We start from the raw sequence: 20,693 nt of genomic DNA on the forward strand, positions 1-20,693 counted from the left end.
CCGCCGCCCCGCGCGTCAGCGCTCGCCGTCCCCCGGGCCGCCCCCGTCCGCCCGCTCTGTCAGGAACTCCGCGTACGTACGCCGCCCCTCGGCGTGCTCCGGCGTGAGGTTGCCGCCCCGCCGGAACGCCGCGAACGACGGGCCCGGCAGCCGCAGCGGCATCAGGAGGCGGCGCCGGCCGCCGGCCCGCAGGGTGGTCTCCACCAGCGCGCGGGCCGAGTGGATCTCGGGCCCGCCGAGGTCGGTGACCCGGCCGGCCGGTGCGCCGGCCGCCAACTCCGCCAGCCGGTCCGCCACTTCACCGACCTCGACCGGCTGCACCCGCACCCCTGCCGGTACCGGGAACACCGGGGAGCGGGCACCGGCCTTCACCACCTGGAGCACCAGATTGTGGAACTGCGTCGCGCGCAGCACCGTCCAGCCGAGGCCGGAGTCCTCGATGGTGCGCTCCACCGCGAGCTTGGTGCGGTAATAGCCGAACGGGACCCGGTCCACGCCGACGATCGAGATGTAGACCAGATGCGGGACCCGCGCCGCCCTCATCGCCTCGATGAGCCGCCCCGCGGCCTCCGTGTCGCCGCCGGTGGGCGACGAGGCGCAGTGCACGACCGCGTCCACGCCCGACACCGCCTCGTCGAGGCCGGTGCCGTCCCGCAGGTCCACGGCGTGCACCCGCAGTCCGGGACGCTCGGTGCCGGTGTGCGGCCGTCGGCTCAGCGACCGCACGTCGTGGCCGTCGCCGAGCAGCCGGTCGACCAGGGCCCGCCCGAGCGTGCCCGTGCCGCCGGTCACCAGAATTGTCGCCATCAGGGATCAGTCCTTGAGGTGGGAGAGGGGACGAGTACTTCCCCGGTAATGACGAATCACGCGCGGCGGCTGTGACAGCCGACGCGCCGCAGGTCTGTGAGGCAGCCCACAGGGCTTCGCCCGCATGGGCGACGGCCGGACATGGCAGACTGAAGCTGTACTGACATGAAAGCAGCAGCGCACTCCGGGGTCGGTGTAATTCCGAACCGGCGGTAACAGTCCGCGACCCGTCCGCAGCCAGCGGCCGGTTGAGCAGGTGAAATTCCTGCACCGACGGTGAAAGTCCGGATGGGAGGCAGTGCGCGGCGGGCGAGCTTCGGTACACCGCCGTCGGCGGCGCGTCCGGTCTTTTTCCGGGCGAGCCGGCTTTCCGGCCCGGTGTTCCCGTGGCCTTGTTTCCGCTTCTGTCTCCAGACAGCCCCGGAGTCCGTGCCCTGAGAGGCAGGAGGACCCGGTGGCCCCCGCAGCCCCCGCCGAGACCGCAGCCATGCGCCGAGCCATCGAGCTCGCCGCGCGCGGCATCGGGCACACCAGCCCCAACCCCGTGGTCGGCTGCGTCGTCCTGGACTCCGAAGGCCGTACGGCGGGCGAGGGCTGGCACCACCGCGCCGGCGGACCGCACGCCGAGATCGAAGCGCTGCGCGCCGCGGGCGAACGGGCCAGGGGCGGCACCGCACTCGTCACCCTGGAGCCCTGCAACCACACCGGCCGCACCGGCCCCTGCGCCCAGGCGCTCATCGACGCCGGCATCGCCCGTGTCGTCTACGCCGTCTCCGACCCCAACCCGACCGCGACCGGCGGCGCCGTCACCCTCGCCGACGCCGGAGTCGACGTCGAGGGCGGACTGCTCGCCGACGAGGCGGTGGCCGGCAACGAGGCCTGGCTGACCTCCGTACTCCGCGGCCGCCCCTTCGTCCTGTGGAAGTACGCCGCCACCCTCGACGGCCGGATCGCCGCCGCCGACGGCACCAGCCGCTGGATCTCCTCGCCGCAGTCGCGTGCCGATGTGCACCGGCTGCGGGCCGCCGCGGACGCCGTCATCGTCGGCTCCGGCACCGCCCGCGCCGACGACCCGCAGCTCGGCGTCCGTATCAGCGGCCTCTCGGACGACGACATCACCCCGCCGCTGCGGGTCGTCGTCGACTCCGGGGCCGGCGCCGTCAGACCCGGCGCCCGTGTCCTGGACGGCACCGCGCCCACCCTCATCGCGGTCGCCGAGGACGCGGACGCCTCCCACCTCGAAGGCCTCGCCCCGATCGTCCGGCTGCCGCGCGCCGCCGAGGGCCCCGGCCTGCACATCCCCGGCCTGCTCAAGGCCCTGTACGAGCGCGATGTGCGCTCCGTACTCCTCGAAGGCGGCCCCACGCTCGCCGGGGCCTTCCTCGCCGCGCACGCCGTCGACAAGGTCGTCGGCTATCTCGCACCGGTCCTGCTCGGTGCGGGCCCTGCCGCCGTCGGGGACGCCGGAATCACCACCATCGCCCAGGCGTTGCGGCTCGATGTGACCGACACCGAGCGCCTCGGCCCCGATCTGCGGATCACCGCCACCCCCATCCGCCCCGCCCTCCCCGAGGAGAACTGAAGTGTTCACCGGAATCGTCGAAGAACTGGGTGAGGTCGTCGCCGTCGAGAACCTCGGTGACAGCTCCCGCTTCCGACTGCGCGGCCCCGTCGTCACCGACGACGCCAAGCACGGCGACTCGATCGCCGTCAACGGCGTCTGTCTGACGGTCGTGGACACCGCCGACGGTGAATTCACCGCGGATGTGATGGCCGAGACCCTGCACCGCTCCAGCCTCGGCGCGCTGGCCACCGGCTCGCGGGTCAATCTGGAGCGCCCGATGGCGCTGGGCGGCCGGCTCGGCGGACACCTCGTCCAGGGCCATGTCGACGGCACCGGCACCATCGCCGCGCGCATCCCCGGCGAACACTGGGAGATCGTCAAGGTCTCGCTGCCCGGCGCGCTCGCCCGCTACGTCGTCGAGAAGGGCTCCATCACGGTCGACGGCGTCAGCCTCACCGTCGTCGACGCCGCGGACGACCACTTCACCATCAGCCTCATCCCCACCACCCTCGCCCTGACCACCCTGGGCATCAAGCAGGTCGGCGACCCGGTCAACCTCGAGGTCGACGTCCTCGCCAAGTACGTGGAGCGGCTGCTCGGCGGCGGCGCCACGGAAGCGAAGGAGAGTACCCGGTGAGCGCCCTGACCTGGCTGAACGGAGAGGCCTTCACGGCCTTCGGACAGCACGTCATCTGGTCCGACATGGTCGGCAACACCATCGGCCTGGCCGCCCTGGCCCTCGGCTGGCGGCGCTCCATATGGACCTGGCCCGCCCAGTTCCTCTCCGGCGTCATCCTCGTCGCCGCCTACGCCTCCGCCCACCTCAGCGGCGGCGTCGGCAAGCAGCTCCTGGTGATCGGCGTGGCCGTCTGGGGCTGGCGGCAGTGGCAGCGCGGCCGGCAGCAGGCGCAGGACGGCTCCATCGCCGTCCGCTTCGCCACCTGGCGCGAACGCGGTGTGCTGCTCGGCGGCACGGCGCTCGGCACCGCGGCCGTGGGCGGACTGTTCGCCCTCGTCCCGCAGCTGTCCTGGAACCCCTGGCCGGACGCCTACATCTTCGTCGGCACCCTCGCCGCGATGGTCGCCCAGGCCCGCGGGCTGGTCGAGTTCTGGTTCGCCTGGCTGCTGGTCGACCTCGTCGGCGTCCCGCTCGCCTTCAGCAGCGGACTGGCGTTCTCCGGCTTCGTCTACGTCGTCTACCTCGTCCTTGTCGCGTGGGGCATGCGCGACTGGTGGCTGCGCTCGCGTGCGGCCGCCCGCCCCGTTCTGGAAGGAGCACTCTCGTGACCGCACTGCAGACCTGGTACGCCACCGACGAAGCCGAGGGCACCGAGGATCTGGCACTCGACCCGGTCGAGCGGGCCATCGCCGATATCGCCGCCGGCCGCCCCGTGGTCGTCGTCGACGACGAGGACCGGGAGAACGAGGGCGACCTCGTCGTCGCCGCCGAGATGGCCACCCCCGAGATCGTCGCCTTCATGATGAGCGAGTGCCGCGGTCTGATCTGCGCCCCGATGGAGGGCGCGGAGCTGGACCGGCTGGAACTCCCGCAGATGGTCGAGAACAACACCGAATCGATGCGGACGGCCTTCACCGTCTCCGTCGACGCCACCGCCGCGCACGGCGTCAGCACCGGCATCTCCGCCGCCGACCGCGCCACCACCCTGCGGCTGCTGGCCGGCGGCACGTCGGTGGCCGGCGACTTCGTCCGGCCCGGCCACATCTTCCCGCTGCGCGCCCGGACCGGCGGCGTCCTGGTCCGCAACGGCCACACCGAGGCCGGCGTCGACCTCGCCCGGCTCGCCGGACTGCGCCCGGCCGCCGCCATCGTCGAGATCGCCGGCGAGGACGGCACCATGCTGCGGCTGCCCGAACTGGTGCCGTTCGCCCGTAAGCACGGCCTGGCGATCATCTCCATCGAGGACCTGATCGCCTACCGCAGGACGCCCGCGCCCACCGTCCGCCGCGAGGCGGAGACCCGGCTGCCCACCGCGCACGGCGAGTTCACCGCCTACGGCTACCGCTCCACCGTCGACGGCGTCGAGCACATCGCGCTGGTCACCGGCGAGATCGGCGACGGCGAGGACGTCCTGGTGCGGGTCCACTCCGAGTGCCTGACCGGCGACATCTTCCATTCGCTGCGCTGCGACTGCGGCCCCCAGCTTCAGGCGTCGCTGCAGCGCGTCAACGAAGCCGGCCGGGGCGTGGTGATCTACCTGCGCGGCCACGAAGGGCGCGGCATCGGCCTGCTGTCCAAGCTGCGCGCCTACGAACTCCAGGAGCGCGGCCGCGACACCCTCGACGCCAACCTGGAGCTGGGCCTGCCCGCCGACTCCCGCGACTACGCGGCGGGCGCGCAGATGCTCCAGGACCTGGGCGTCCGCTCCCTGCGCCTGATGACCAACAACCCCGACAAGACCGCCGCCCTGGTGCGGCACGGCCTGCGCGTCACGGGCCGCGAGCCGATGGCCGTCCAGGCCGGCGAACACAACCTGCGCTACCTGCGCACCAAGCGGGACCGGATGGGCCACGACCTGCCCTGGCTGGACCCCGGCTCCACCCCGGCAGCGGCCGACGCCGCGCCTCCCGCCGCCGGGACCACCTGCGGCAATCAGTAGCCCGCAGGCGCGATCGCGGCGGCACAGCACGACAACGACCAGCAACGTCACCAGCACGAGGAGAACCGTGAGCGGCAAGGGCGCACCCGAACTGACCGTGAAGAACTGTGGCGACCTGCGGGTGGCCGTCATCGCGGCGCAATGGCACGAAAAGGTGATGGACGGTCTCGTGGACGGCGCGCTGCGCGCCCTGACCGAGCTGGGCATCGACGAGCCGACGCTGCTGCGGGTCCCCGGCGCCTTCGAGCTGCCCGTCGTCGCCAAGGTCCTGGCCGGCCGCGGCTATGACGCGGTGGTCGCCCTCGGCGTCGTCATCCGCGGCGGCACCCCGCACTTCGACTACGTCTGCCAGGGCGTCACCCAGGGCCTGACCCAGGTCTCCGTGGACACCGGCGTCCCCGTCGGCTTCGGCGTGCTGACCGTGGACACCGAGCAGCAGGCGCTGGACCGCGCCGGCATCGAGGGCTCGTCCGAGGACAAGGGCCACGAAGCGGTCACCGCGGCCGTCGCGACCGCCGCCACCCTGCGTACCGTCGCCGAACCCTGGCGCTGACGATCTCCCCCGCGACAGGGAGCGGGCTCCGCTCCCTACCGCGGGGGAGGGCGCGAGCGGAACCGCACGACCGCGTAGGGTAGGGCTCACCATGTCCAAGAAGACTTTCGAGGCGCTCTTCACCGAGCTCCAGCAGAAGGCCGCCACCGGCGACCCCACCACCTCCCGTACCGCCGAGCTGGTGCAGGCCGGTGTCCATACGATCGGCAAAAAGGTCGTCGAAGAGGCCGCCGAGGTGTGGATGGCCGCGGAGTACGAATCCGACGACGCCGCCGCCGAGGAGATCTCCCAGCTCCTCTACCACCTCCAGGTGATGATGGTCGCCAAGGGAATCTCCCTCGACGACGTGTACGCCCATCTCTGAGCGGCCCCGCCCTCACCCCTCAACACCCCACTCACCAAAGGAAAATGCCCTCATGCTGCGCATCGCTGTCCCCAACAAGGGTTCACTGTCCGAGCCTGCGTCGGCGATGCTCCATGAGGCCGGCTACCGCCAGCGCAAGGACCGCAGGGAACTCGTCCTCGTCGACGCCGGCAACGAGGTCGAGTTCTTCTTCCTGCGCCCGCGCGACATCGCGGTCTACGTCGGCTCCGGCAAGCTCGACATCGGCATCACCGGCCGCGACCTCCTCCTGGACTCCGGCTCGCAGGCCGAGGAGATCATGCAGCTCGGCTTCGCCGGCTCGACGTTCCGCTACGCCACCCGCCCGGGTACCGCCAAGGACGTCACCGAGTTCGGCGGCATGACCGTCGCCACCTCGTTCTCCGGCCTGGTCACCCAGCACCTCGCCGACAACGGCGTGGACGCCTCCGTCGTCCACCTCGACGGCGCCGTCGAAACCGCCATCCAGCTCGGCGTCGCCGAGATCATCGCGGACGTCGTGGAGACCGGCACCACCCTGCGCAACGCCGGCCTGGAGATCATCGGCGAGCCGATCATGCAGTCCGAAGCGGTCGTCATCCGCCGCACCGGCGCCCCGGAGGACGACCCGAAGGTGCGCCAGTTCCTGCGTCGTATGCAGGGCGTCCTGGTGGCCCGCCGCTACGTGATGATGGACTACGACATCCGCGTCGAGCACGTCGAGAAGGCCGTCGCCCTCACCCCCGGCCTGGAGTCGCCGACGGTCTCCCCGCTGCACCACGAGGGCTGGGTCGCGGTCCGCTCGATGGTCCCGTCCAAGGACGCCCAGCGCATCATGGACGAGCTCTACGACCTCGGCGCCCGCGCGATCCTGACCACGGGCATCCACGCCTGCCGGCTGTGACCGGCACCCGCTGACCGCCCGTACGCCCCGCCCACGACGGAAGACCACGACGTGTCCGCGCCCACGCCCCTGCCCAGCCTTCCGGTGACCTTCCGGCCGACCCGTACCCGGGTCGTCCTGTACACCGTCGGCATCGCCCAGCTCGCCGCCCTGACGGTGATCGCGGCGCTGCTGCCGAAGCTGGGCGGCGGCGAGCGGCTCAGCTTCGTCCTCACCGGACTGCTGGTGCTGGCCGTCCTCCTGCTGCTCGCCCGCCCCAAGGTGGTCGCGCGACAGGAGGGCATCACGGTGGTCAACCTCACCACCAGGCGTGAACTGGCCTGGGCCCAGGTCCTGCGCGTCAACCTCCGCAACGGCGACCCCTGGGTCCACCTCGACCTCGCCGACGGCACCAGCCTCCCGGCGATGGGCATCCAGCCCGGCATCGCCCGGGACCAGGCCATCCGCGACGCCCGCGCACTGCGCGCCCTCGCCGAAACCCATGGTGCCGTCGGCCACACGGCCGGGTGAGCACGCCCCATTCCGGGCCCCGCTGATTACTCTGTTCTCCGGGACGCACCGAGCGCCCTGCCCCCAGTGGGCCAGACCACGACCCGAGGAGTGACTCCCTCCAGCAATGGACGGATCGTCCTGTAGTACCTGCGCCGCCCCTCCCGAACCCCCGAAGACCCCGGAGGCGGCGGCATGACCGGCCCCCTGCTGCTGCTCGCGGCGGCACTCGTCCTGATCCTGGCCAACGGCTTCTTCGTGGCCGCGGAGTTCGGACTCGTCACCGTCGAGAAGGCGGACGCCGAACGCGCCGCGGCCGACGGCGACCGCCGCGCCCGCACCGTCGTCTCCGCGCTGCGTGAACTCTCCTTCCAGCTGTCCGGCACCCAACTGGGCATCACGATCACCTCCTTGGTGGTCGGCATGCTCGCCGAGCCGGCGCTGGCCCAGCTGCTCTCCGGCCCGCTGCGCGGCACCGGCCTGCCAAAGGGCGCGGTGCCCACCATCGCCGTCGTCCTCGGCATGCTGCTGGCGTCCGCGGTCCAGATGGTCATCGGCGAGCTGGTGCCCAAGAACTGGGCGGTTTCCAAGCCGCTGCAGGTGGCACGCTTCGTCGCCGGCCCGCAGAACGCCTTCTCGCGGTTCTTCCGCCCGGTGATCTCCCTGCTGAACACCGTCGCCAACCGCCTCGTGCGCGCCCTGGGGGTGGAGCCGACCGACGAACTCGCCTCCGCCCGCACCCCCGGCGAACTCGTCTCGCTCGCCCGGCACTCCGCACAGGCCGGCGCCATCGAACAGGACACTGCGGACCTGTTCGTCCGCACCCTCTCGCTGGGCGACCTGACCGCCGAGAACGTCATGACGCCCCGCGTACGGGTCAGCGCCCTGCAGGCGTCGGCGACCGCCGAGGACGTCGTGAACCTCACCCGCGCCACCGGCCTGTCCCGCTTCCCCGTCTACCGCACCCGCATCGACGAGGTCGTCGGCATGGTGCACCTCAAGGACGCGCTGGCCGTCCCGGCACACGAACGGCTGCGCACCCCGGCCGGCCGGATCGCGGTACCGCCGCTGCTGGTGCCCGAGACGGTGCCGGTGCAGCAGCTGCTGGAGCGGCTGCGCAGCGAAGCGCCGATCGCCGTGGTCGTCGACGAATACGGCGGCACGGCCGGTGTGGTCACCCTGGAGGACATCATCGAGGAACTCGTCGGCGAGGTCCGCGACGAGCACGACCGGGTGGACCTGCCCGAGCTGGGCCAGGCCCCGGCCGAGGACGGCCGCCCCGCCTGGGACGCCGACGGCGGCTGCCGGGTGGACACCCTGCGGCGGATCGGCCTGGAGGCCCCCGACGGCCCGTACGAAACGGTGGCAGGACTGGTGGCACACATACTCGGCCGGATCCCGGCCCCCGGCGACACCGCCGAACTCGACGGCTGGCGGCTTCGGGTACGACTCGTCTCGCACCACCGTGCCGAGCGGATAAGGATCGTGCGGACGGCACCCGCAGCCGTGGCGTCGCCCGCCCCGCCCGAGGCCGCGCGGGTGCCCGTCGCGGCCGGTGCGGAGGCGGTCCGATGACCCTGGCCCAGCTCCTCTTCGCGGTGCTGCTCGTGCTCGCCAACGGCTTCTTCGTCGGAGCCGAGTTCGCCCTGGTCTCGGTCCGCCGCAGCCAGATCGAACCGCTCGCCACGGAAGGCTCCAAGCGGGCCCGCCAGGTCCTGCACGGCCTGGAGAACCTCCCGCAGATGATGGCCGCCGCACAGTTCGGCATCACCGTCTGCTCCCTGACCCTCGGCGCGGTCGCCGAGCCGACCGTCGCCCACCTCCTGGAGCCGGTCTTCCACGCCGCCCACCTCCCCGAGCCGCTGATCCACCCGCTCGGCTATGTCATCGCGCTGGCGGCGGTGGTCTTCCTGCACCTCGTCATCGGGGAGATGGTCCCCAAGAACCTCGCGATGGCGGCGCCCGAGAAGACGGCGCTGTGGTTCAGCCCGGGGCTGGTCGCCTTCGCGCGGCTGTGCCGCCCGGTCACCGCACTGCTCGGCGCCTGCGCCCACGGTGTGCTCCGGCTCTTCGGCGTCGAGCCGAAGGACGAGGTCGAAGCGGTCTTCACCAGCGAACAGCTCACCCATCTCGTGGAGGACTCCGGCCAGGCGGGCCTGCTCGGCCCGGCCGAGCAGGAACGGCTCTCCGACGCCCTGGAGCTGGGCAGCCGCCCCGTCACGGACGTCCTCCTCGACCCCGCGGGGCTGGTCACCGTCGAGCCGACGGTCAGCCCCCGCATGGTGGAGGAGCTGACCGTGAAGACCGGCTACTCCCGCTTCCCGGTCTGCGCGCCGGGCGGTGCCTACATGGGCTATCTGCACGTCAAGGACGTGCTGGATCTGGAGGAGCGGGACCGCGCGGTGCCCCAGCGCATCTGGCACCCGATGGCGACGCTGCGCGCCGAACTCCCGCTGGACGACGCCCTGACGGCGATGCGCCGGGCCGCCTCCCACCTGGCGGCCGTCGCCGACGCGAGCGGCCGGGTGCTCGGCCTGGTCGCGCTGGAGGACGTACTGGAGATGCTGGTCGGCGAGGTCCGCGACCCCGCGCACCACCGGCCGGCCGGCCCGCCCCGAGGCCGGGCGGAAACGGGCGGCCGCATCACCGAACCTCGCGAGGGCACGTCGCTGCCCTCGGGCGACAGGGCGCTGGCCGGCTGACCCGGCCGCGGCCGCCGAAGAGGCTAGAGATCCAGCCCCTTCGGCGGCCCCTGCGGGTCCGGTCCGCGGCCGGAGAGCACCTCGCCGTAGGCCTGCATCAGGTCCGGCAGCCGGAGCGTGGCGAGGTCGTCGCGGCTCGGGGTGCCGCGCCAGGTGGACAGCCGCAGATCGCGGTAGGCGCAGCTCTTCTCGTAGAGGGTGCGCAGAAAGCGGCCGTTGCCGAGTTCGTCGATCCAGCCCTGGTCGACGACATGCCCGCTGATGCTGCACAGCTCGTCACGCGACTCCTCGTCCCAGCGGTCGCCGTTCTCCGCGGCCAGCACCTCGCCGATGGCGGTCAGCTCCAGCGGGCGGTAGCTGGGGAAGTCGACGCGGGAGGTGAAGCGGGAGGACAGGCCCGGATTGGCGGCCAGCAGCCGGTCCATGCCCTCCGGATACCCGGCCAGGATGACGACGAGCCGGTCGCGGTTGTCCTCGGCGCGCTTGAGCAGCACCTGGAGGGCCTCGTCGCCGTACGCGTCGCCCTTGCTGTAACCGGAGTTGGACAGGCTGTACGCCTCGTCGACGAAGAGCACCCCGCCCAGCGCCGAGTCGATCAGCTCATTCGCCTTGACCGCGGTCTGGCCGAGGAACTCGCCCACCAGATCGGCACGTTGGGCCTCCACGAGATGGTCGCCGCCGAGCAGCCCCAGCGCGTAGAAGACCCGCCCGAGTATCCTGGCCACGGTCGTCTTGCCGGTGCCCGAGGGCCCGGAGAAGACGAAGTGCCGCTTCGGGGGCTGCACCGGAAGCCCCTGCCCCGCGCGCAGCCGCGCCATCCTCAACTGCGCCGACAGCGCCCGTACCTGCCGCTTGACCGGCTCCATGCCGACCATCCGTTCCAGCTCCGCCAGCGCCTTCTCCAGCAGCACCGGGTCGGCGGGCCCGGTGGGCAGCCGCTCGGCGCCGCGCGGGCCGGCCGCCGCAGCCTTGGCGCGAGCCGCGGTGCCCGCGCCGGGCGGGACGGCGCCCGCCCCTGGCTCGGGCGGTTCCGCCTCGCCGGTGGCCAGCAGCTCGCGGCCGTCGACGGGGTCGAGCGGGGAGAGCGGGTCCAGATCGCTGCCGGCCTCCTGGCCGAAACCGGACGCGGAGACCGTCGCGAGATCGGCGCCCTCGTCCAGCCCGTCCGCCTCGGTGATGGCGGCGAGCCGGGCCGCGGTGTCCATGAAGGCCGGGTCGACGCGGTGCACGGCGCGGTAGAGGGGGAGCGCCGCGGCGCTGCGGCCGGTGCCCTCGTGGGCGCGGGCGAGCCAGTAGCGCAGCTCCTTGCGCTGCGGCTGTTCGCTGCGGCAGCGCATCAGCGCCGCGGACAGCAGCGGCTCGGCCTGCCCGTACATCTCCAGCCGCACCCGCGCCATCCCGCCGAACAGCCCTGCCTCGATGCCCAGTACCGGGTCGGTCAGCAGTGTTTCGGTGTGCCGTACGAGCTGGTCCCAGTCCTTGACGAGGTAGGCGCGGCAGGCGTGCAGGAAGCGCACCTGGGGGTCGGTGTCGACCGGCGGGCAGCCGGCCAGCGCCTGGTCCAACTCGGCGACATGGCGGCCGTCCAGCCAGTGGGAGGCGTGCGCGAGCAGCAGATCGCGTCCGGTCTCCAGCACCGGCTGCACCCACCAGCCCAGCCAGTACCAGGAGTTGAGGGTGCGTCGGTGGCGGGCGCGCTGCTCACCGAAGCGGTCGCGGTGGCGGTGCATCTGCAGCAGGGCGACGGAGGTGTCGGCGCGCAGGGCGTGCAGGCCGAGCCAGGCGTCGGCCATCGACGGGTCGAGCCGTACCGCGGCCCGGAACTCCTCCTCGGCCTGCGGATACGCGCCCACGGTGTAGGCGTCGACCGCGCGCAGCCAGGCGAGTTCGGCCGGGGCGGGCGAGCCATTGGTGCCGGATTCCATCCCGTCCCCCCACAAAACGTCCCCCCGTGGTGTGCCGCCGGGCGAGTGCCGGGCCGCAGATGCTCGAACCGTCGTACGGCAGGCGGGAGTTGACCGTCGACGCGCGCACTTCGGTCCGGGTCCTCCGGTGGCACGGACTCGCATCGTACCTGCGGTTTCGGTGCGGGCCGTAGAGGGCCGCACGGGTCGGTGCGGGCGGCCGGGCGGCGTCGAACGGCGCGAAGAATGCGGTGACCCAGGGTGAGGGATTGGCGGCGCGAAGCGCGGCATGAAGGGCTTTCGCCCAGAACGAAGCCCCCGATCACGGGGGAACAACCGGGGGCTTCGTGTATGTGGGCGGTCCGTTGAACCGCACATTGAGAACGTAAGTCCTGTACGCCCCCCAGGTCAAGCCGAGTTGGGGCACTCGGCGGCACGCCACGGGCGCTGCTCCGCGCCCCCGCGGCGGTCCACTACGGAGGGTGAATCCGGGGGCGGGTCAGGTGTGCGTGGAAGGCCCCACGAGCACCTCGTATCCCGTCCGTCCCTGCCGCACCAAGAGGTCCGCGTACGGCCGCGAGGGGTCCGCGGCGAAGTGCGCGCGCTCCGCCGGAATCCAGCCATCCCAGAAGGCCGACATCCCCGGTCCGTCGCGACGTTGGCCACGCGCCCAGGAGTGCGCGTCCGGCAGTTCCATCCACAACAGGCAGGCCAGGTAGGGGCGCAGCACGCGGCGGCCCGTGCCGACGCCCTCCACCAGCACGACGGGCGCCGGATCCAGCCCACGTCCCTCGCCGAACCCCCGGCGTACCCAGTCGTAGACGCCGTAGCGCGCACGCTCCCCCCGGGACAGCGGCTCCAGGACCTGCTCGCGGAGCCGGCCGCTCCAGGCGAACAGCTCGTCATGGGTGGCGAGGTCGTCGGTGTGCACCACCGGCGCACCGCCGAGCGCCCCGGCCAGTCGACCGGCGAAGGTGCTCTTCCCCGACCCCGCGTGCCCGTCCACCGCGACCAGCCGCGACGGCCCGCAGGAGGGCGGCAGGGCCCGCAGCCGGGCGGCGAGCGAGGTCAGATCGCGGTCCATGGCCGCCAGCGTACGTCAGTGGTCCACACCAATATTCCTGCCACGACGCGCGCCCAACCGCTGGCCGAAGCCCCTCCGGACCGGAGATAGTTGCCCCACGCCGACACGCACCCGCACTTGACGCAGTACCGGCGGAACCCTCGCACCCGATCGCACGCATCCGACTGGGGGACCCACACCATGACCAGCTCCGCACCCCGGCGCACCGTCCTGGCCGTCGCACTCGCCGCCGCAGCGGGCGTCGCCACCCCCTTGGCGCACGCCGGCGCCGAGCCCCGCAGGGGCGCCACCTCCCCGGCCGCCCCCACCGCGCGTACCCCGGATGCCGCCGCCCCCCGATCGAAGAGCCTCGTGGACTATCACGCCTGGACCACCGCAGCCGACTGGCACCACGGCCGGAACAACGGCACCGCCCTCGCCCACGGCGCCCGCCCCGGCATCCGCATCGACCACCCCGTCGGCTCGCTGGACTACCGCGACCCGCACTCCGGGAAGACCGCCACCTGGGAGTACGCCACCTGGACCTCCCCGGTGCACACCCTTCAGGTCCCGGCGACGGAGGCCGTCGCCTCCTGGAACGCGCACACCCCCGCCGGCACCTGGATCGCCATCGAACTGCGCGGCACCTACAGCGACGGCACCCGCACCCCCTGGTACGTCATGGGCCGCTGGACGGCCGGCGACGGCGAGGCCGACATCCGCCGCACCTCCGTCGACGACCAGAAGGACGGCAAGAGCAGCATCTCCACCGACACCTTCGCCGTCGACGACCCCGCCGGCGGCCTGCGCCTGGCCTCGTACCAGCTGCGCCTGACCCTCTACCGCAAGCCGAACGCCGTCCAGACACCGACCGTCTGGCGGGTGGGCGCCATGAGCTCCGACCTCCCCGACCGCTTCGAGGTACCCGCCTCGAAGCCGGGCCGGGCCGGCCGCGAACTGGACGTACCGCGCTACTCGCAGGAGATCCACAAGGGTCAGTACCCGGAGTACGACAACGGGGGAGAGGCATGGTGCAGCCCCACCTCCTCCCAGATGATCGTCGAGTACTGGGGCCGCAAGCCCACCCGCGAGGACCTCGCCTGGGTCAACCCCGACTACGCCGACCCCCAGGTCTGCCACGCCGCCCGGAACACCTTCGACAACCAGTACGAAGGCTGCGGCAACTGGCCCTTCAACGCCGCCTACGCCGCCACCTACAAGGACATGCAGGCCGTCGTCACCCGCCTCGCCTCCCTCACGGACGCCGAACGCCTGGTCCACGCGGGCATCCCGGTCATCACCTCCCAGTCCTTCCTCAAGACCGAACTCGACGGCGCGGGCTACGGCACCGCCGGCCACCTCATGACCCTCGTCGGCTTCACCGACAACGGCGACATCATCGCCAACGACCCGGCGTCCCCCGACGACCCGGCGGTACGCCACGTCTACAAGCGCCGCCAGTTCGAGAACATCTGGCTCAGGACGAAGAGGAAGAACGCCGACGGCAAGGTCGTCGGCGGCAGCGGCGGGGTGTGCTACCTGTACTTCCCGGCGAGGCCGACCGCGGTGCAGAGGCGGGCGCTGGCCTCGGTCGGAGTTCGCTGAGGTCAGGAGCAGGGCCCCGATCGGCAGACGGTCGGGGCCCTTTGGCACGGCAGGGTCACCGACCGCGCAGGCACAGCGACCGACCACCGCTTCCGTGCGCCGTTCGGATCACAGCGCCCTTCAGGTGATTGCCGGGCTCCTCGCGAGCCGGTCCGCCGCCCCGGGGGTACGACGTTCCCACCACACGTCCTGGAACCCCCGCGAGGAGATCGGCCATGTACGCAGCAGTCCGACGGTACGACGGAGTGACCGACCCCTCGGAAGCAGGCCGCCTCGTGAAGGAGGGGTTCGTACCGCTCATGCGTGAGGTTCCCGGCTTCGTGGCCTACTACTGGGTCGACGCGGGGAACGGGGTCATGCTCTCGACCAGCATCTTCGACGACCGGGCCGGGGCCGAGGAATCCGTCTCCAGGGCGGCAGACTTCGTCCGGGACTCTCTCGCGACGCTGCTCCCCAACCCACCCCAGGTCACGGCCGGAGAGGTCGTGGCCTCGGCGCGCGGGGCTGCGCACTAGCTACGGCCCGGACGGACATGGCGTCCTCCCGTGGGAGCTCCCCGGGCATTGCCGCCAGTCCAGGGAGCAAGCCCGCCTCCCCCGGCTTCTCCAGCCCCGCTCGGTCTCTTGGGCGGGGCCTGGGCCGGGGCCGTGCGCGTTTCCGCCACGGCCCCGGCCCGGCGGGCCTGTTCCACGCCCGTTCACCTGCGTGCCGGCGCTCTGCGGGAGAGGAGCGGGCCGAGGCCGTTCGCGGTGGCCGGGCAGGGGCGTGGGTCGCTCAATGCCGGAAGGTGGTGACGACGGCCAGGTGGTCGGAGGGCCAGTCCGAGCCGCCACCGAACGTGCGGGACGAGGTGGGCTTCAGCGAGCCGCCCTGATGGAGGATGAAGTCGATGCGGTCCTGCGGCTCCGGCTTGTTGTCGTAGTCGCTGTTCGTCTTGGTGACGGGGGACCAGGTGTTGCCGGGGGCGTTCGCCGGACTCGGGTGCAGTTCACGGTAGGAGTCCTTGAACCCCTTGTCCGCGAAGGCCTTCGTCGCGGGCCACTCGACCTCCGAGTTGCAGTGCTTCGCCTTGGTCGCCTCGGTCCAGTCCAGGTGGGAGGGCGTGTTGAAGTCTCCCGCGACGATCGCCGGTGCCGAACCGGTCCACTCCGCTATGTCCTGGGCCTGGGCCTTGCGGCTCGCCTCGTCCGCGTAGATCTTCTGGTAGCTGTCCTTGTCGAAGCAGGCGTTGTACGGGCCGTACTTCGTGTAGTCGAGGTGGATCGAGTACACCCAGACGCCGTCGATCTTCGCGGCGATCGCCTTCGCGCCGGAGGACTCCTTCGAGAACGAGTCGGTCTTCTCGATCGGCTTCTTGCTGACGAGGTCGACGTCCGTGCCGCTGGCCGTGTGGTACTTCCACCCCAGCTTGTCCGCGATTTCCTTGGCGACGGAGCTGGAGGACTCCTGCAGTGCGACGACATCGGCGCCGGAAGCCGTGACTTGTTTTGCGATCTTGTTGACCCCGTCCGTGACCTTGGCGCCACCGTGCCAGGTGTTCAGGCTCATCACCTTCAGGGACTGCGCGGACGCGCCCCCGGCGGTGCCGGTCCCGCCGGTGGCGGCCATCGCGCTCGCCGCCACGGCCAGTGCCGCCACCCCGCCGGTCAGGCCGAAGGCGAGGCGCCGCTTGGTCCTCGTGTGGTTCGGGTCGTCCGCGTGCTTCGCGCTCTTGCTCACGTGGTGCTCATTCCTCTCGTATGCCGGACGGGCCGGCAGGTGTGGGGGGAGAGCCGGGTGATGGCCGCGCCGTCGCCCATGAGACTCCCGTCCGGCGCCTCTTGCCGGAGGCCGGAGGCCTAAACCGGCTTCGGGGCCCGGCGAGGGGTGCTGTAGCAGGGCTGTGACAGTCGATATCTCCACGCAACATGTCTGAACAAGTTGGAGACTTGCTGTCGGTGGGGCGGAGGCGCCGACAACGGGCCCCCATGGGCGGCGGGCGGTGGGCGCCGCGAGCGGAGCGCGGAGTGCGGGGGTGCAACGGGTTTCTTTTGTCGCAGGTAGAAGGCATGGCATGCTGTGGCGAGGCCCCGATGTGGTGGGTGTGCCGATGCCCGGCGCCCGATGACACCGCGTTCGCGGACTGCGCTACGAGCGGCCTCGCCCCTCCGGGAAACAGCCGCCGAAGCAGGTGTGCTGTGCACAGATCCCGGACTGCCGGGCCGCCCCCCGAGTGCCTGTGGGGCCCGCGCCACGGGCGCTCCGCGACGCCCCCCACGACCTGCCCCCCACGACCAGGAAGCGGACGACATGCGACCGGTAGGCAGTAAATACCTGCTGGAGGAGCCGCTCGGACGCGGCGCTTCCGGCACCGTGTGGCGAGCCCGCCCCGCGCAGGACGACGTCACTGCCGAGGGCGCGCCGAGCAGAATCGTCGCCATCAAGGTGCTCAGAGAGGAACTGGCCGGCGACCCCGATGTGGTGCTGCGCTTCCTGCAGGAGCACTCCGCGCTCCGCCGCCTCACCCACGCCAACATCGTGCGCACCCGCGACCTGGTCGTCGAAGGCGATCTGCTCGCGCTCGTCATGGACTTCATCGACGGCCCCGACCTGCACCGGTACCTGCGGGAAGTGGGCCCCCTGGATCCGCTCGGCGCGGTCCGGCTCACCGCGCAGATCGCGGACGCGCTGGCCGCCAGCCACGCCGATGGCGTACTGCACCGGGATCTCAAGCCCGCGAACATCATGCTCGCCGGCACCGACGCGGACGACGACGCCGAGATCCGGCCGATGCTCACGGACTTCGGGATCGCCAGGCTGGCCGACGCCCCGGGGCTCACCCGCACCCACGAGTTCGTCGGAACACCCGCCTACCTCGCACCCGAGACCGCACTGGGCCATCAGCCGAGCTCCGCCGTCGACGTCTACAGCGCCGGAATCCTGCTCTACGAGCTCATCGCCGGAAAGGCGCCTTTCGCGGGCGGCAGCGCGCTGGAGGTACTTCACCGTCACCAGATCGAGGAGCCCCGGCGTCCCGCGGGATTCCCCGCCCCCGTATGGACGGTCGTTGAGCACTGCCTGCGCAAGGAGCCCCTCGAACGCCCCAGCGCCGAAAGCCTCGCCCAGGCCCTGCGTGCCATCACCGACGAGGCCGACGAACCCGCCCTGCTGCGCGAGTCGACGGCCGACCCCGCCGCGTTCCTGCCCCCGGACCCGCAGCCCACGCTCCTCCGCGTCGCTGCCGCGCCGACACAGCCGGCACAGCTTCTCCACACCGACCCCGTCGCCGCTCCGGCACCGCAGAGCGGGGAACGCACACCGACGCAGATCGGCGGGACACGGGAATCCGCGGTCGCGGGCAGCGCAGCGGCGAGTGACGGTGACGGCGTGGCGGCGGTGCGTGCCGAGGGCACGGCGGTGCGGGGCGACGGGCGGCCGCAGGCGTACGGCGAAGAGGCATTTCCCGCCACCGGCCCGCCGGCGCACTGCCCGCATTGCGGCGCTGCCCAGCTGGCCCCCGGAGCAGCCGACCTCCGCACGCCGGCGGCGCCTTCCGGGAAGGCCGGCCGCCCCCGCCGCATCCTCCTCAAGACTCTGCTGACACTCGCAGTGCTGGTCTTCCTCGGCGGCCTGGCCGTCTGGAAGATCCCGCCCTTGCACGACTGGGTGACCCACGGCGGCAGCCTGCGGCACCAGATCGGCCACTGGTTCATGAGCCTGAAGCACGGGGCCGGGTCTCTCGGCGGACGCTGACCGACCCGTGCGGCAGAGGTCCTTGGGGCGCGAGGGGGAGGGGGCGTCCGCAGGCCAAGCCTGCATCCCGCACGCCGTATCGGCACCCCGTACCGGCACCCCGGTCGCCTGCGGCTGAGGCCGCGGTGAGCGGGGTGCCGGCCTTGCGTTCCGGCCACTCGCCGAACCCACCGTCCCGCCGCAGGCCTGAGCCTCGTCGCCTGAGCCTCGTGGCCTGAGCCTGGTTGCCCGAAAGAGGACTGCCGTGTGACGGCGCAGTCACTGCTTCCCCCTAAGATTCACTCCATGTCCACAATCACTGGTGAGTCATCGGCGGGCTCAGCGTCCGAGGCGAACGCGGCCATACGGGCATTCATGACTGAGCGCGCCGGTCGCGGCCTGATGCCGGAGGAGCAGGCCGAGTACGAGCAACTGCTCGCCACGTGGGCTTTCGCGGCGCAACAGGCCACCACCGAGCCCTCCTGAACGCATCTCCCGTCACCTCCTGGAGGGTGGTGGGACGCCGGCGTGCGCCGGCCTGGGCGCGGCAGGTGGGTCGGCTCCGTGCCGGTCGGCCGCCTGCCCCCGCAGGCGGTGTTTCGTGCAGGTCGGGGGGTGGTAGCGCTGTTCCATGCTGTCGCTGCCGTCGGGGACCGGTTCCTTGCCGAAGCGGTTCGCCGCCGGGGGGTATCTGCCGCTGCCGGGGTTGCTGACCGCCGCAGGGCTTCGGGCGCTGCGTGAGGAGGCCGGGCGGCTGGAGCGGGAGGCGGCCCGGCGCGACTTCACCATGGACTGCATGGACGGCAGCCCCGGGCACATGACCACTGTCGGCGGGCGCCGGATCGCGCAGCAGTCGCAGGTCATCGCGGGGCTGTATCAGGACCGCGCGCTGCTCGACCTGCTCGCGGGCGTCGTCGGGCAGCCCGTCGTCGCGGTCGACGACCCGGTGGAACGGCATGTCCTGAACATCCTGCACCGACCCGGCGACACCCATGGGGTCCACACCGACGACTACCCCCTCGCCCTGGTCCTGTTCATCGATGCTCCGCCGGACGCCGCCGATGGCGGGCTGCTGGAATTCACGCCCGGCCGGGCAGACCTCCACGCCCTGGACGCCCCCGGCACCCGCCGCCTGCACCACCACCCGGGCCATGCCTACCTGCTGCGCAGCGACCGCACCGCGCACCGGGTGACACCGCTGAACCGGCCGGGTGTGCGCCGCACGGTCCTCAACTTCGCCTACACCGTCCCGGGCCATCAGGGCCCGGTCACCGGTTCGGCCGCGCGTCTCTACGGCTGACCGGGGCTGCCGCCCGTCCGCATCCGAAGGGTGTGCGGATGCCGACGTCCTGCTCAGGGGGCGCCGAGCAGGCACTTTCCGTTTCGGAAAGTACATGCAAGGATGGAAGGTGAGATCACTCAGGCGGCGATGAAAGGTCCGAGAGACGCGATGCCCTCCCACGAGAACACCCCAGCAGGTCACGGCGCGGTTTCCGTGGCGGGAGAACGCGCGGAGGGTGCGTTGCGGGATGTCGACGACGCCAGGGCGCTGGCCCTGCTCAGCTCCCGGCTGACTCCCGCCTGGTACGGACCTGCCGCGGCCGCGGTGCTGATCGTTCCGGCCCTCGGGGAAGCCTGGAGCGAGGGGCGGGGCGGCTGGGGAGTGCCGCTCTCGCTGCTGATCTCGCTGGCCGGCCTGGCGGCGATGATCGGGCTCGCCGGCGCCGCCCGGCGAAGGGCCCACGTCACGGTGACGGTGCCCTGGCCGCAACGCCTGCGCCGGGCTGCGGTCCCTCTTCTGCTGCTGCTCGCCGCGGGGATCGTGACGTACGTCGTGTGCCGGCAGTGCGGAGCCGATCGCGGGGCCACCAAGATCGCACTGTGCGCGGTGCTGGGGTCGGGTGCCTGGGTGGTGCTCGCCGTCCGGAACAGGTCGATCAAGCAGCGGCTCCAGGCGGGCTCCCGGGGGTCGGATGAACGCCGCGCCTGACTCGGGAGAACCGGTGATCGACGCGGCGATCCACCACCCCACCCGGCTGACGGTCGCCGCCTTTCTCTCGGCGTGTGACGAGGCCGAGTTCGCCGCCGTGCGCAGCGCCTGCCAGGTGTCCGATTCGGTGCTGAGCAAGGTCGCCGCCGCCTTGGAGGAGGTCGGCTACCTTGCCATCCGCAAGGGCTATGTCGGTAAGCGCCCGCGCACCTGGCTGTCGCTCACCCCTACGGGGCGGCAGGCCCTGGACCGGCACATCGCGGCACTTCAGAAAATCGCCACCACGGCCCGGGAGGCCGGTGCCAGAGCCCAGGCCGACCTGGCGGATCGATCGACCCCGCAGCACAGCGACGACGCGGCCGACCGGGAACCGTCCTAGCGCCTGTCCGCACTGTCCCTTCTGGCTCGCCCTGGTGATCCTG

Annotated in this window: 20 protein-coding genes and 1 riboswitch; of the genes, 16 read left to right on the plus strand and 4 right to left on the minus strand. The window is 72.1% G+C overall.

Features of this window, described 5'->3' with window-relative positions; genetic code table 11:
- Nucleotides 1–15: 15 nt before the first annotated feature.
- Entirely contained in the window at nt 16–807 is a 792-nt protein-coding gene (locus tag ACIRQ7_RS24410) for an SDR family oxidoreductase (RefSeq protein WP_404264881.1), read from the minus strand.
- 175 nt (nt 808–982) lie between these two features.
- Nucleotides 983–1,113, plus strand: a riboswitch (FMN riboswitch).
- Between the two features lie 181 nt (nt 1,114–1,294).
- Between ACIRQ7_RS24410 and ribD the strand changes: the two genes are divergently transcribed.
- From ribD to ACIRQ7_RS24460, 10 genes are all read left to right on the plus strand, one after another.
- The gene (gene ribD / locus ACIRQ7_RS24415) at nt 1,295–2,389 is read left to right on the plus strand and encodes a bifunctional diaminohydroxyphosphoribosylaminopyrimidine deaminase/5-amino-6-(5-phosphoribosylamino)uracil reductase RibD (RefSeq protein ID WP_404264961.1); all 1,095 of its coding nucleotides are present in this window, start codon (nt 1,295–1,297) and stop codon (nt 2,387–2,389) included.
- A gap of 1 nt (nt 2,390) precedes the next feature.
- Nucleotides 2,391–3,008 carry a riboflavin synthase gene (locus ACIRQ7_RS24420; protein WP_404264882.1) on the plus strand — a complete coding sequence of 206 codons (618 nt, stop codon included), beginning with the start codon at nt 2,391–2,393 and terminating at the stop codon, nt 3,006–3,008.
- A complete protein-coding gene (locus ACIRQ7_RS24425; RefSeq protein ID WP_401475179.1) occupies nt 3,005–3,658 on the plus strand; it encodes a nicotinamide riboside transporter PnuC in 654 nt (217 codons plus the stop codon). The genes ACIRQ7_RS24420 and ACIRQ7_RS24425 overlap by 4 nt, the downstream gene beginning before the upstream one ends.
- Nucleotides 3,655–4,989, plus strand: a complete 1,335-nt coding sequence (locus ACIRQ7_RS24430; RefSeq protein ID WP_404264883.1) for a bifunctional 3,4-dihydroxy-2-butanone-4-phosphate synthase/GTP cyclohydrolase II — start codon at nt 3,655–3,657, stop codon at nt 4,987–4,989. Before ACIRQ7_RS24425 ends, ACIRQ7_RS24430 begins: the two co-directional genes overlap by 4 nt.
- Before the next feature lie 67 nt (nt 4,990–5,056).
- Nucleotides 5,057–5,542, plus strand: a complete 486-nt coding sequence (gene ribH / locus ACIRQ7_RS24435; protein ID WP_401475185.1) for a 6,7-dimethyl-8-ribityllumazine synthase — start codon at nt 5,057–5,059, stop codon at nt 5,540–5,542.
- Between the two features lie 91 nt (nt 5,543–5,633).
- Nucleotides 5,634–5,906 (plus strand): phosphoribosyl-ATP diphosphatase, encoded by a 273-nt coding sequence (locus ACIRQ7_RS24440; protein ID WP_401475188.1) that lies wholly within the window; start codon nt 5,634–5,636, stop codon nt 5,904–5,906.
- A 52-nt stretch (nt 5,907–5,958) separates the two neighbouring features.
- Complete coding sequence (gene hisG, locus ACIRQ7_RS24445) at nt 5,959–6,807, plus strand: ATP phosphoribosyltransferase (RefSeq protein WP_401475191.1); 849 nt, start codon at nt 5,959–5,961, stop codon at nt 6,805–6,807.
- A gap of 51 nt (nt 6,808–6,858) precedes the next feature.
- Nucleotides 6,859–7,317, plus strand: coding sequence for a PH domain-containing protein (locus tag ACIRQ7_RS24450; RefSeq protein WP_401475194.1), 459 nt, complete (start codon nt 6,859–6,861; stop codon nt 7,315–7,317).
- A gap of 174 nt (nt 7,318–7,491) precedes the next feature.
- Nucleotides 7,492–8,871, plus strand: a complete 1,380-nt coding sequence (locus tag ACIRQ7_RS24455) for a hemolysin family protein (RefSeq protein WP_404264884.1) — start codon at nt 7,492–7,494, stop codon at nt 8,869–8,871.
- Nucleotides 8,868–9,998: a hemolysin family protein gene (locus ACIRQ7_RS24460; RefSeq protein WP_404264885.1), complete on the plus strand. Its 1,131-nt coding sequence runs from the start codon at nt 8,868–8,870 to the stop codon at nt 9,996–9,998. The genes ACIRQ7_RS24455 and ACIRQ7_RS24460 overlap by 4 nt, the downstream gene beginning before the upstream one ends.
- A 23-nt stretch (nt 9,999–10,021) precedes the next feature.
- Here ACIRQ7_RS24460 and ACIRQ7_RS24465 read toward each other — a convergent pair whose 3' ends face one another.
- Nucleotides 10,022–11,923, minus strand: a complete 1,902-nt coding sequence (locus ACIRQ7_RS24465; protein WP_404264886.1) for an AAA family ATPase — start codon at nt 11,921–11,923, stop codon at nt 10,022–10,024.
- A 478-nt stretch (nt 11,924–12,401) separates the two neighbouring features.
- Complete coding sequence (locus ACIRQ7_RS24470) at nt 12,402–12,986, minus strand: uridine kinase (RefSeq protein WP_404264887.1); 585 nt, start codon at nt 12,984–12,986, stop codon at nt 12,402–12,404.
- A gap of 180 nt (nt 12,987–13,166) precedes the next feature.
- Between ACIRQ7_RS24470 and ACIRQ7_RS24475 the strand changes: the two genes are divergently transcribed.
- Together ACIRQ7_RS24475 and ACIRQ7_RS24480 are read left to right on the plus strand one after the other, a co-directional pair.
- On the plus strand, nt 13,167–14,570 hold the full coding sequence (locus ACIRQ7_RS24475; protein WP_404264888.1) for a peptidase C39 family protein: 1,404 nt from the start codon (nt 13,167–13,169) through the stop codon (nt 14,568–14,570).
- 215 nt (nt 14,571–14,785) lie between these two features.
- Nucleotides 14,786–15,085 carry a hypothetical protein gene (locus ACIRQ7_RS24480; protein ID WP_404264889.1) on the plus strand — a complete coding sequence of 100 codons (300 nt, stop codon included), beginning with the start codon at nt 14,786–14,788 and terminating at the stop codon, nt 15,083–15,085.
- Nucleotides 15,086–15,344: 259 nt separating this feature from the next.
- On the opposite strand, the gene ACIRQ7_RS24485 is transcribed toward ACIRQ7_RS24480, so the two are convergent.
- Complete coding sequence (locus tag ACIRQ7_RS24485; RefSeq protein ID WP_404264890.1) at nt 15,345–16,289, minus strand: endonuclease/exonuclease/phosphatase family protein; 945 nt, start codon at nt 16,287–16,289, stop codon at nt 15,345–15,347.
- Between the two features lie 570 nt (nt 16,290–16,859).
- Here ACIRQ7_RS24485 and ACIRQ7_RS24490 point away from each other — a divergent pair.
- The 4 genes from ACIRQ7_RS24490 (at nt 16,860) to ACIRQ7_RS24505 (ending at nt 20,650) form a co-directional block, all read left to right on the plus strand.
- A complete protein-coding gene (locus ACIRQ7_RS24490; RefSeq protein ID WP_404264891.1) occupies nt 16,860–18,302 on the plus strand; it encodes a protein kinase in 1,443 nt (480 codons plus the stop codon).
- Between the two features lie 610 nt (nt 18,303–18,912).
- On the plus strand, nt 18,913–19,581 hold the full coding sequence (locus ACIRQ7_RS24495) for a hypothetical protein (RefSeq protein WP_404264892.1): 669 nt from the start codon (nt 18,913–18,915) through the stop codon (nt 19,579–19,581).
- A 150-nt stretch (nt 19,582–19,731) separates the two neighbouring features.
- Nucleotides 19,732–20,271, plus strand: coding sequence for a hypothetical protein (locus tag ACIRQ7_RS24500; RefSeq protein ID WP_404264893.1), 540 nt, complete (start codon nt 19,732–19,734; stop codon nt 20,269–20,271).
- A 13-nt stretch (nt 20,272–20,284) separates the two neighbouring features.
- Nucleotides 20,285–20,650 carry a winged helix-turn-helix domain-containing protein gene (locus ACIRQ7_RS24505; RefSeq protein ID WP_404264894.1) on the plus strand — a complete coding sequence of 122 codons (366 nt, stop codon included), beginning with the start codon at nt 20,285–20,287 and terminating at the stop codon, nt 20,648–20,650.
- Nucleotides 20,651–20,693 lie beyond the last annotated feature (43 nt).

It is taken from the genome of Streptomyces sp. NPDC101393, from assembly GCF_044767385.1.
Lineage (GTDB): Bacteria > Actinomycetota > Actinomycetes > Streptomycetales > Streptomycetaceae > Streptomyces.